At 67.4% G+C, this 10,931-nt stretch carries 12 protein-coding genes and 2 pseudogenes; 7 read left to right on the top strand and 7 right to left on the bottom strand.

Translation table 11 applies throughout. The annotated features are described in order from the left end of the window. Positions 1–555: 555 nt before the first annotated feature. On the top strand, positions 556–1,335 hold the full coding sequence (locus JNW89_RS16330) for a transposase family protein (protein ID WP_238449576.1): 780 nt from the start codon (positions 556–558) through the stop codon (positions 1,333–1,335). A 242-nt stretch (positions 1,336–1,577) separates the two neighbouring features. Here JNW89_RS16330 and JNW89_RS16335 read toward each other — a convergent pair whose 3' ends face one another. The 5 genes and pseudogenes from JNW89_RS16335 to JNW89_RS16355 all read right to left on the bottom strand — a co-directional run. Beyond that, complete coding sequence (locus JNW89_RS16335; protein ID WP_238449566.1) at positions 1,578–2,189, bottom strand: hypothetical protein; 612 nt, start codon at positions 2,187–2,189, stop codon at positions 1,578–1,580. A 242-nt stretch (positions 2,190–2,431) separates the two neighbouring features. Then, on the bottom strand, positions 2,432–2,944 hold the full coding sequence (locus JNW89_RS16340; protein WP_238449567.1) for a hypothetical protein: 513 nt from the start codon (positions 2,942–2,944) through the stop codon (positions 2,432–2,434). 174 nt (positions 2,945–3,118) lie between these two features. Further along, entirely contained in the window at positions 3,119–3,601 is a 483-nt protein-coding gene (locus JNW89_RS16345) for a hypothetical protein (protein WP_238449568.1), read from the bottom strand. Positions 3,602–3,803: 202 nt separating this feature from the next. Continuing rightward, positions 3,804–4,103, bottom strand: coding sequence for a hypothetical protein (locus tag JNW89_RS16350; RefSeq protein WP_238449569.1), 300 nt, complete (start codon positions 4,101–4,103; stop codon positions 3,804–3,806). A 244-nt stretch (positions 4,104–4,347) separates the two neighbouring features. Next, positions 4,348–4,551, bottom strand: a pseudogene (locus JNW89_RS16355) (TrmO family methyltransferase); the annotation flags it as partial. 116 nt (positions 4,552–4,667) lie between these two features. Between JNW89_RS16355 and JNW89_RS16360 the strand changes: the two are divergent. After that, positions 4,668–4,820, top strand: a complete 153-nt coding sequence (locus JNW89_RS16360) for a hypothetical protein (RefSeq protein WP_238449570.1) — start codon at positions 4,668–4,670, stop codon at positions 4,818–4,820. A 444-nt stretch (positions 4,821–5,264) separates the two neighbouring features. After that, the gene (locus JNW89_RS16365; protein WP_238449571.1) at positions 5,265–5,537 is read left to right on the top strand and encodes a hypothetical protein; all 273 of its coding nucleotides are present in this window, start codon (positions 5,265–5,267) and stop codon (positions 5,535–5,537) included. A gap of 240 nt (positions 5,538–5,777) precedes the next feature. Here JNW89_RS16365 and JNW89_RS16370 read toward each other — a convergent pair. Further along, a pseudogene (locus JNW89_RS16370) lies at positions 5,778–6,408 on the bottom strand (sugar nucleotide-binding protein); the annotation flags it as partial. A 297-nt stretch (positions 6,409–6,705) separates the two neighbouring features. On the opposite strand from JNW89_RS16370, the gene JNW89_RS16375 reads away from it, so the two are divergent. The 4 genes from JNW89_RS16375 (at position 6,706) to JNW89_RS16390 (ending at position 10,678) form a co-directional block, all read left to right on the top strand. Then, the gene (locus tag JNW89_RS16375) at positions 6,706–7,416 is read left to right on the top strand and encodes a GNAT family N-acetyltransferase (protein ID WP_238449572.1); all 711 of its coding nucleotides are present in this window, start codon (positions 6,706–6,708) and stop codon (positions 7,414–7,416) included. A gap of 126 nt (positions 7,417–7,542) precedes the next feature. Continuing rightward, the gene (locus JNW89_RS16380) at positions 7,543–8,991 is read left to right on the top strand and encodes a hypothetical protein (RefSeq protein ID WP_238449573.1); all 1,449 of its coding nucleotides are present in this window, start codon (positions 7,543–7,545) and stop codon (positions 8,989–8,991) included. A gap of 214 nt (positions 8,992–9,205) precedes the next feature. Continuing rightward, positions 9,206–9,943 carry a hypothetical protein gene (locus tag JNW89_RS16385; protein ID WP_238449574.1) on the top strand — a complete coding sequence of 246 codons (738 nt, stop codon included), beginning with the start codon at positions 9,206–9,208 and terminating at the stop codon, positions 9,941–9,943. A gap of 396 nt (positions 9,944–10,339) precedes the next feature. Further along, positions 10,340–10,678 carry a hypothetical protein gene (locus JNW89_RS16390; protein ID WP_238449575.1) on the top strand — a complete coding sequence of 113 codons (339 nt, stop codon included), beginning with the start codon at positions 10,340–10,342 and terminating at the stop codon, positions 10,676–10,678. A gap of 74 nt (positions 10,679–10,752) precedes the next feature. On the opposite strand, the gene JNW89_RS36780 is transcribed toward JNW89_RS16390, so the two are convergent. Further along, entirely contained in the window at positions 10,753–10,929 is a 177-nt protein-coding gene (locus JNW89_RS36780) for a DUF4259 domain-containing protein (protein WP_306344873.1), read from the bottom strand. Positions 10,930–10,931 lie beyond the last annotated feature (2 nt).

A 10,931-nucleotide genomic window follows, 5' to 3' on the forward strand; every position in this document is an offset into this window, starting at 1 on the left:
ATGCCGCCGGCGCCGTCAACGTCGATGAGGTCATCCGATCCCGCTCCTCAGTCGGTGTGCCACGCCGGCGGCGCGGTTCTGCGTAACAGTTCTGCCTGATCAACTGCACTGGGTAATACTTGGGAGACGATCCCAGCGAAGCCTCCGAAAAGCACCTTGAGGTGACAGTGGAGAAATAGCCGTTGTCAACACGTGACAACGGCCAGTTCCACTGACGTGCGCGGTGCCGTGTCACCCCTGTGAGGACAATCGGTAACCGTCGGCCAAATGTCGCTAGTGGAGGATGTCGCGCCTCGCGGTCGACGTCGTCCATCGTGCATGCCATACGCGACTTCTTCGTAGGGAATTTCTACTCATCTTCTACCCCGATCAAGGCCGACCAGGCCACGAGCCGGCGTAGGAAGGGGTCGGACCGCCGGCTGGCTGGTGCCGCCTGCTCTGGGCGTGTGCCGGTTCGGAAGGGCGGCCGGCCGTGCTCTCAGCCGCTTCGTTGGCTAAGGGACGTCTCGTAACCCCGGTGTCTGTCTGCTGAGGATGATCATCGAGGATGGCTGGGTGCAGGTGATCACCGCAGCCCGCCCGGAGTGGATCTTTCCCTTCACCGGGCTGCAGCCCGCCCAGTTCCGCAAGCTGGTCCGGCTGGTCGCCGAGCGTGGCGGTGACGCGATCGCCGACGGCCGGCCGGGCCGGCAATGGGCCTTGGACCTCGCCGACCGGGTACTGCTGGTGGCCACCTACTGGCGCACGAACCTGACGATGCGCCAGATCGGGCCGCTGTTCGGGGTGTCGCACTCGGCTGCGCATCGGGTCATCGACACCCTCGCGCCGCTGCTGGCCCTGGCGCCGGTGCGCAAGCGGCCGGCCGAGCAGATCGCGATCGTCGACGGGACTTTGATTCCCACCCGCGACCATCGCTTGGCCGCCCGCAGCAAGAACTACCGGTACTCGACGAACCTGCAGGTCGCCATCGACGCCAGCACCCGCCTGGTCATCGCCGTCGGCGACCCACAGCCGGGCAACCGCAACGACACGATCGTCTACCGCACCTCCGGCATCGCGGAGAATCTCGACGGGCGACCGGTGATGGCCGACGGCGGCTACCGCGGCAACCCCGAGGTGATCATGCCGTACCGCAAGCCCACCGACGGCAGCGACCTGCCCGCCTGGAAGGAAGCACTCAACGTCGAACACCGCACCGTCCGAGCAGGGGTCGAACACGCCCTGGCCAGGATGAAGTGCTTCAAGATCCTGCGCGACTACCGCCGCGCCGCCCACACATTGGCCGACGCCGCTTCCGGCATCGCCAACCTCCACAACATCATCCTCGCCGGCTGACCACTGACCCGGGCCACGGGCAACGCCTCCACCCAGTTACGAGACGTCCCTTAGAGCGATTCGGGCAGCTCCTCGCAGCTGTGCGGTCTTTCGGTAGCTGAGCGGATCTCCTCGTCGGCAGTCGTCAGACCGTCCAGCCTCCCCCGGACGGGGCCAAGGTCGTTCGTCCGGTAGGGCGCTCCACCTGGACCCCGTCCGGAGAGGCTGGACGGTCTACGACTGCCGACGAGGAGATCCGCTATCTACCCTTGGAGCCGTTGCGCCCAGTACACCTGCCCGTCCGGCCCCATATAGACCAGGGCCAACAGCAGGTCCGAAATCGCAACCGGGGCAGTTGGCACGTGGACCGCCGCCCGTAGCGGCCCCTCCACATGCGGAAACGGCGCGACGAACGTTAGCGGCGAAGCATTCCCGTCGGACACGGCCAGTCTGGAGCCGTAGCTCCACCAGCTGTTTCCCTCTCTGACGTAGCCTGCGCCCTGTAGCCACGAATAGCGCTCGGCGATCTTGTTCTCGACTCCGGCACTCCCGAGGCCGACGGCCTCCTGCAGTGGCGACGACGCGCAGAAGCTTCCCGGCTTGAGGTTGGTGCGCTTGTCAATGAGAAAGATCGCGAAGTATCCGCCATCGAGTGGCTTGGGCGGGGTCTGCCAAGAAACCCGCCCGAGCACCAACTGGTCACGTCCGTTGGACACCGGGGCGTCTACCTTCTCGCCGAGCGCGGCCTGAGCCTCCTCGTGGCTGACGGACTGAAGTGAGGACTTGATGGCCAGCGCTTCCGGGCCGTACGGCGGGCGGCTGTGCCACCAGCGCCAGCCAACGAAGGCCACCACCGCCAGGATGACCGCCAACACCAGCCCGGTCCTTCGCCACGTCATGCGCGATAGTGAACCATGCGATCACCAGACGACCAGCCAACGTGATCTTCTTCTAACTCGAAAGCCGGCATGGGCCATCCGCGGGCCAGTAACCGTGGCGCGGAGCGGGCACGAGCGGGCACGAGACGCGACCGGACCGGCCGTCGCCTACAGGCGTTTCGGGCATCACGACCGCTTGAGCACGCTCTTCCAAACTGACGGTGGCCGTTGGTCGGCGGTCAGGCCAGCAGGGCCCGAAGTCGGCCTATCCCCTCCAGCACGTCAGCGCGATGCTTGCCGTCCTTGACCCACGCGGGCAAGCGCTCGACAAGGGTCTGGCTCCCCATGTCCCGGCCGCGCTCCCGCAACCGAGCGGACACGTACGCCTCCAGCAGGTCCACATGCTCGCCGTTGTACGCCCAGAGCACTCGGCCGCGGCAGTCGACCGAAAGCCAGAGCGGCAGCCCAAAGTACGGGTCATTCGGGCCCGAGAACTCAGGCAATGTTCGCGCGTCGTCGCCTGCCCGGCGAGGAGCATCCCAGACGTCCGAATACGCGCACCCCAGACAACTGAGCCGACGGCGCAGCCAGACATGGTGCCGGGAGCTGCCGGCCGACTCAGGGTCAGGAAGGACGGAAGCCCGCCCGGAACAGCGAGGGCAACGGACGACGATCTCGCCAGCAGCCAAGCCACGCAGCCAAGGCTTCGGATCGCGGAAGCGTTCCGCATTCCCTTCCTCGGCCGCTGTCATAGATCAACCGTACAGCCATCGGTACAGCCAAGCCCGCCCGCCGACGCCGACAATGCCCGACAACGACGTACCGGCCGACCAGGTGCGCGACCGCCTGACCAGCCATCCGCGATCTTCTTCTAATCCCCAGGCCGGTCAGTTGCCTGACGCATATGGGGACGCGATCCACGCCGCTCAGGGTTTGGGCACTACCTGGACGATGCTGCCGCCGCCGCTCGCCGTGTTGCCGCCGTCGACCACGGAGGTGACCAGGTTGTAGTAACCCGGCTTGGCGTCGGAACCGATAGCGACCGTGCTGACGGGACGTTCGTCGGGCGTGCCGGATGGTCGAACCGGTGCGGCCGCGAGGGTGACCAGCCGCGGAACGTTTGGGGTGCCTTCTGTGGCGGCTTTGAGATCACCTACGGTGGCGAATGGACCGGTCAGGCGTGCGGTCAACTCAACCTGTGGTGGGGTTCGGCCCGGCTCATCCGGTGATTCGACGGTCCAGTGCACAGTCAAGGTCTGGCCAGGCTGGTACGGCCTGTCGACGTCCTGGGCCTCACAGCAGCTGTAGGTGACCGACGCGGCCGTTATCGGGCCGGAGGGCTCGGCGTCGCAGGCCGCCAGGAGCGGAATGACCATGCAGGCAAGCAGGCGGACCCGCGTCACGTTCATGCGCAGGATCGTAGGCCGGGGTTGCCAGTCCGGTAGCCCCGCAACCGGCCACAGACCTTCAGGAGGGGTGCGGTCCGCATCCAGTCCGCAGAAGGATGGCGAAAGGCAGGGGAGCAGTGTGAGATATCGAGAGCCGTTTCCGCTGCTAGAAGGCAATCCGCGCAGCTCACCGGACTGCTCATCTTGATCTCATAATGCGCGGTCATACCACCCGTAGGTCGAGCCCGGTCTTTGGCTGTAGGAAAGTCGCCGTGAACGTCATCGACCGTTCCGTTATGGCGGCCTCCAAAGCGATCGCCTCGGTGCCGGTGAGGTGCACCTCAACTGGCCCGCTGCTCTGCCAGTCCAATTGAGCCCGTACCACATGCCGGCCTGGCGCTGCCTCGACGCTTTGGGCGGCTCCGCGTTTCAGGCGCGCCATGACCTGCCCATCAACCTCGATCTTTATACGCCGCAGAACGCCACCAGCGTCCAAGGCGCGACGAGCGGTGATCATCGACATGGCTGTCCTACCCCTTGCCTCTGACGCGGTGAGACATGGAAGTACCTCAGCGTCGTGCCGACCAAACCAGGGGGAGATAGGGCTGGACACGTCCTCACAGAGGCAAGGACCCGGCCGCGTTGACGGCAGCGATTGACAGCGACGGCCTCGGACTGTGACGTACGGGCGGGGACGCCAGCAGGCTCTGTGCCAGGGGCCAAGCACCGGGCCGGACCGATTGGGACAGCACCGCCGAGGCTACGGATCAGATGGCCCAGGCTGCCGGAGAGGGGTCGGGTGTGAGGAGAGGTTTGACGTCCAGGATCGGGGTTGCGTCGAGGGCTTCGAGATTCCGGACGTGGACGCGCGTTCCGGCGATGGCGAGGATGTGCACCTCGTGCAGGCCGATCGGGTTGGGCCGGTCGGGACTGCGGGTGGCGAAGACGCCGGTGCGGGGGCGGGTGGCGTCGCCGGGTGGCCGCCCGGACCAGCTCGGCGACGGCTTTCGCCTCCGCCGACGGCTCCGGCCGCTTCTTCCGTCTGGTCCTTATTCAGTATCGCGGTCATCACGGCACGGAGTAATGCATGAGCGTGCCGCTTCCGTCCCCTCTCACCATTCAGCTCCTACAGAAGGGCACCGCCAAGTCCTGGACCGTCGAAACCGACGGCGCGGTGCGTTGCAAGGGCACCACACCCACCGGCCTGGGCCTGAAGGCCAAGGAACAGTACTGCTACTAGCAGGCAGCAATATGGTGCCGCCGTCAGACATGGCAGCATGACTGACGGCGGCACCGCCAGCTCAACAAGATGAGGTCAGACATGCGTCGCCACCAGGCTAGGTCTCTACTGGCGCTCACCCTCGTACTTCTCGTCCTCGCCGCGTCTAATTCGACCGCCGCACCGGTGCCTTCAGCAGCGAAGACCGCAACAGCGACACCCGCCTCCTCGGCGGCATCCCCGACGCCGTCGATGTGCGCCCCGCAACAAGCCAAAATCACGTGGTCCGGGGTATCGCAGGAAAAAAGGCTTACGAGCGTCTTTGTCCGAGACGGGAGCGCGGCGAGCAAGCCAGCCCTCGTTCATAAGGAAGAACAATCCCAACCCAGGCTCTCAGGGGCCCCACTGTCCACCGGCTGGATTCCGACTCTGGCCGAGTCGCTGTCCACCACGAAGGACCTACCGGTGGAGGCGCAATCCACACCGGACGACGAAGCGGATCTGGCACGAAGGACGCTGACGGAGAACAAGCAGTCGGGCACGGTGGTGGCGTTCTCCGGAATCCTCAAGGTTGAGGGCACCTTCACCGTCTCCTGTCCAGGCGCGGAGGCCGTTCGGATGAGTGGCACCTTCTCCTCGTGGAGCACCCCCACCACCGGGATTCTCCACTGCTCCATCACCCCGGCTGCGTCGGCGTTTGCGCACCTCGCTCGCCGGTACTGCAGAGCTGAGCGGTGAGACCGAGCGCCCGCTGGGGAAGGCGGTCGTGGCGGTTGGTGGCCTCGGCGATCAGCATGACCGGCGGGATCAGCCAGCGCCGCCGCCGGCTCGCTGGCCGTGGGCGGGCACGCAGCTCCCGGCTGTGCGTCCTTCGGGGCCGCCCGCCCTCGTCCGCGTCGAGGCCATGCGCGTCGGACTCCTCGTGGCGGTACTCGTTTCGGCCGGCGGCGTCCGGTGCGGGTGCAAGTGTTGGGCACACCCGGCGTATGGCGACGCGGCCAGTTCGAGCAGGGCGGAGGCGAGGTCGGTGACATGCACCGGGCATCACGGTGACATGCACCGGGCATCACACGTCGTCGGTGAAGAGGGCACCGGTTACGGCACCGGCTGCCAGTGCGTGCACGTGTCTCTCGTGCTGGGAATCGCCGTCACCGATGATCAGTGAGGTCCGGGCGATGACGGCGGTCGGCGTTATGCCCTTGATCGCGGTCTCGGCGGCGGCTTTGGCGGCACCGTATGGTGTCGTGGGATCCGGGACGTGCGTCTCGTCGTAGCGGGCCGTCGTACCGGAGAAGACCGCATCGCTGGACAGGTGCACAAGACGGGCTCCTACCACTGCCGCTGCGAGGGCGACGTGCATGCCGCCCTCGGCTGTGGTTGCCCAGTCAGATTGCCGGTAGGCGGAATTGACGATCACATCAGGTCGTGCTGCGAGGACCAGGGCCGTGACGTCGTCGCGGTGGCGGATATCCAGATTCCTCCAGTCAACGTCAGCGACGGCGGGAACGCGACTGTGGAAGGTCGCCGCGACGCTGTGACCGGCGCGCCGCGCCTGACGGGTGATTTCCAGTCCGAGAAAGCCGCTGCCACCCACCACGAGAAGATCCACTCGGTCACGGTATAGCGTTCCGTCCGTTTCGAGCTACGCGGCGGAGCGCCGGCATCACGCCACGGACGTATCCGCTTCTGGCCGCGATCCGCGGTCCTGGGCAGCCGATGAGAGAGCGACCCCGCCGGTCACCTCGACCAGGCCTCGCCGAGCTGCGGCCGTACCACCAGTAGATAAGTAGCCGCCTACCGGGCGTCACGTTGCTCGACGGACGCGCCGCCTTTGCCGTGGAGAGTGCAGTGCTCGCGGCATGTTCACGTTGATGTCCGTGTGTGCTCTGGCCGGTATGGTCGTCGCGTGCCCGAGTTGATCGCACCTACCGTCCGCCTGCACCGTGCATGGCTCGAGGCTCACGCGGAGTGGGGTCCCGGGTTGCACGAGGACGGTTTCGGGCTGGGCCCGTCCGACGAGGTGGATTCGCCGACCGGGTTCGCGACCTGGGTGGCGCGGCTGACGGACCAGTCGGATCCGGCGAAGACGATCGACGTCGGCAAACGTCCTTGCACGTATCGATGGATCGTCGAGAGAGATCGCGTGCTCGGCGGGATCGTACTGCGGCACGGTAGCGACGACTACATGCGGTGGGCCGGCCACATCGGTTACGGCATCCGGCCGGCCGCCCGCCGGCGCGGGCTGGCCACCTGGGCGCTGGGCCGGATGCTCGACGAGGCGCTAGCGCTCGGCCTGGATCGGCTGCTGGCCGTCTGCGCGGTCGACAACGTCGCCTCGGCAAAGACGATCGAGCGGTGCGGCGGCGTCTTCGAGGGCATCCGGGACACCAAATTCGGGACCCGCCAGGCGTTACTGGATCGACCTTTAGCGATAGGGCCAGGCGCGAACATCTGCCGCCGACAAAGCGCGGCACCGGGCCCGCTTCCCGCCTCAGGCCAGTCCTACACGGCTGCGTCACCAGTCATGCTGTCACAGACGCTTGTGCGCACCGGGTCGGCCACCTGGCCTGGTCGGACAGCGCCGGCGAGGACTTCCCATCGACCCCGTGCTTCATAGGTCCGATGAGGACGGCCATAGGATCTGGGAGTGGACGATTTGCATGGCGCAGATCATCAAACTTCGGGATCCGTGACCGAGTGGGCGCGGCTGTTTGTCAGCTACTGCCAGTACGAGGTGTCAACGGTGCCGGGCGCATCCCGCATGGACATCTACACCCTCGGCGACGACCTGCTGCACGTCGGCGGGCCGCATCAGGTCACCGGCTTCTGCGGCATACACACCGGCTGGATCCGGGCACGCGTCCGTGTCCTGCCCGGTCCTCCGGCGGAGGCCGACGTCGGCTGGGACGCGATCAGTGAGGCGACCCTCTGGAGTCCCAGCGGCCGGCTTTCGGTCGTCGGGCTGATGGGCGGCACCGCAGCGGCCCTCACCGACGTCGCCGTCCCGCGCGGGCTGATCCGGGTGCGGGTGCACGCGCGCGACCGCCTGCACGAGACCGTACGCACCGACGACGACCCGCCCGAGCGGCACGAGCTGCACATCTGGGCGGTCTCCGAGGAGACGCCATGGCGCACCGTACTGGCCGACCCGGGGGGCCGCGACTGGGAGCAGAGACCGGCGAAGGCCGCCGAGTGGGCGATGCTGTCCCTGGTACCGCGCCCGTCTGGCCGTCCGGCCATCCTTGGGCCGCTGCCACCCGACCCGTACGAGGACGACGCCGGCCTGTCCCGGGTGGCGGTGGTCCGCTACCGGCCGGTGCCGGTCGAGGCCTCGGTGGGAGTGCTGCCCGCCGGTGACCTGGAGGTCCGGCTGGAGCCGGTCGACGGCGAGACACTCACCTGGTCGTGGGCCACCGCCGACGAGCCGATCTTCCCTCAACCGCTGACCACGCTGCCGGACAACGAGCCGAGTACCGTACGGCTGACGTCCGGCCCCGACGGCTTCGAGCTGCGACACGAGGGTGTGCTGGGCCGGCACGCCTTCGCCCTCGGTCTGATCTGGGAGCATCTGCTCGACACCGTCGGGTCGTATCCGTGGGTGGAGACGTTGCGGAAGCAGGCCGCCGAGGCGACCGCGCTGGCCGAGAAGACCCGCCGCCTGCAGGCCAAGCGCGTCGCCGAGCAGTGGGGAGGTGCTCCGCCGTCGGATCGTGTCCGCGGGCTCCTCAGCCAGGCGCGGTCCCTGGCCCGGATCGACCGCCCGATGCTCGACCGCATCGACGCGCTGCCCGCCGCCCGCCAGCGCGAGGCAGCCTGCTGGGCGGCCCGCCGCGCGATGCGGGTGGCCGGACTGGAGCAGATCGGGTGGATCGCCGACGCGCTCGCCGCCGCCGAGGCCGACCGCCCACTGCCCCGATCCTTCACCGAGCAGAGCGGCACCGCCGCGTTCAACCGGCTCCTGTCCGATCCCGAGGTGCCGCACACCACCGTCCCGCTCCGGCTAGACCCGAAAGCGTTCGGCACACGCGGCGTCACCGAGATGCTCCAGCAGGCCGCCGCGTTCCCCGCCCTGATCGCCCTGGCGAATGACGATCCGCTGGTCGCCGCGATCGACGCCGTCTACAACGCAGCAATCGCCCACGGCGACGACCGCGACCGCTTCCTCACCGAGGCCCACATCGCCCTGCACTGAGCCTCCGATTCGCCATGTGGAATCAGAGACGGCACCCGAACACGTCGCTACCACATGCGGAGCCGAGTCGACGAACGCCCCCGACCGGACGCACGACGGAGCCGCGCCCGCGCGCTCTCAAGTAGCCGAGATGAGGATGCCTTCTTGTAGGCGCAGGAAGGGAGGCGACCCTTGAGATCTTGATACGGTGGGCGCCCGTTTGAGGAGGCTGGGCGTGACCGACGTTGCTGTTGAAGGGCCACGTCGCACCTATGCGGGGGTCGTCGCCACCGCCGCCGTCGCGTTGGGGCTGCTCGCGTTCGCTGCCGACTCTGTCGACGGTGTTGTGGGACAGGTCGTGATCTCGCTTACCAGCAGTGGCTTCGCCTGGGGCCTGGCGGCCTTCCTGGCCGGCCGTGCGGCTGTCGGTGTCAGACGAGCCGCTGGCGGCGCTACCGCTCTACTGGTGCTGGCCACGCTGCTCTATTACCTGCTTGTGCTGGTGGTCAGCCGCCGATGGAGTGGGGGCTTCTTGGAGGACGGTACGTCGGCCGACCTGCAGGGTCTGCGCTCGGTCGCCATTATGACGACAGTGTGGTTGATCGGTTCTCTCGTCGCGGGACCGGCGCTAGGGCTCCTTGGCCATGTCGTACGAGTCGGCGGAGTGTCGCCAGCAGCGCTGGCCGCTGGGGTCACGTGTGGGCTTCTGTCCGGCGAGGGTTGGCAGGCGATGGTGGAGGTGCCGCCCTGGCAATTGCTGCCGGTGGCCGACCCGTACCAAGCGGAGTTCATCCAAAGTGTTGTGATCTCGGAACTGCTCAAGATCGTGCTTCCCCTGACCGTTCTGGTCTGGCTGGCCACGGCGCACCGTCTCTGGCTCGCGTGGCCGACGCTGCTTGTCGCCACGGCCTCCAGCGGCGTCCTGAGTGCGTTGCTGTGGTACGTGCTCGGCGCTGCCGCAAACAGCGTCTAAAGGTGCGGCGTAGACGGCCGGAAGGTTCATTAGGCGCACTGATCTGGCTCCCCTCTGTGTCATCCATCAAGAGGCCGCGGCGAGGGGTCAGTGACTAGCTGAGGGAGGACTGGTGCGGGCGGCCGTGGACGTCCATGGACCGACGCGGACGGCTGCCGCAGCTACAAGTACGTGGCAACCGCCCCAACCTGGCACATGTCGGCGTCGGCCTCGGCGGCGAACGCCGGAGGCGCCGCCGAACACCTGCTTGGACCAACACCACCAACCGGCGACAACCGCTTCGCCGCGACCCACAATCTCCTGCACATCCTGTAATCCCGCGCGGCCGAGCACACCCGTGGGTCCCGTTTGCACCATTCCTGGGTGCCTGCCCGCGGCCCTATACCCTCTGACGGCATGCGCCTCGCATGCCTCACCTCCGCTCAAGCGTCGAGCGCGGTCGGAGCGTGCACCGGACTGCTGCCGGAGGCCGTGGTTCTCGTGTTCGCTGGTTGGGGGCCGACTGGCAATGACAACGTCGGCGAGTGGTACTTCACCCTTGCGTTCATGGGTGCCTGTCCAGCGCTCGTCAGCGTCTCGGTGGCCGTGGTGCTCGTGCGAACCAGACTGCGGGCTGTTGGCGTGGGGATGCTCGGCGCTGTCGGAACCGCGAGTCTTCTTTGGGCTGTTGGTGTGGCGGCTTATGGGCTCGGCGCTGTGCCGCCCGGCATGCTCGATGCTCCCCGCATGCATTGAAGGCTTCTTGGACCCGCCGCGCCTGGTCGGTACCGAGTCAGCGTGGCGGACAGTTGATGCGCCACCACCTTCTGCTACGCCGTAAGGACCGTTCGTAGGTCGTGGACGGCGTCGAAGGCTGGGTTAACGTTCCCGGCGGCGTCCTGCCATAGGTCGTGCCATTCGGAGTCCTCGGCCATGATCCGGTCGAGGGCTCGTACTGCCAGCGCCGCCGAGTCGCTGGGTAGATCGAGCCGGCCACCGTCGCGCAGGA

Source organism: Micromonospora sp. 4G55 (genome assembly GCF_016803375.1).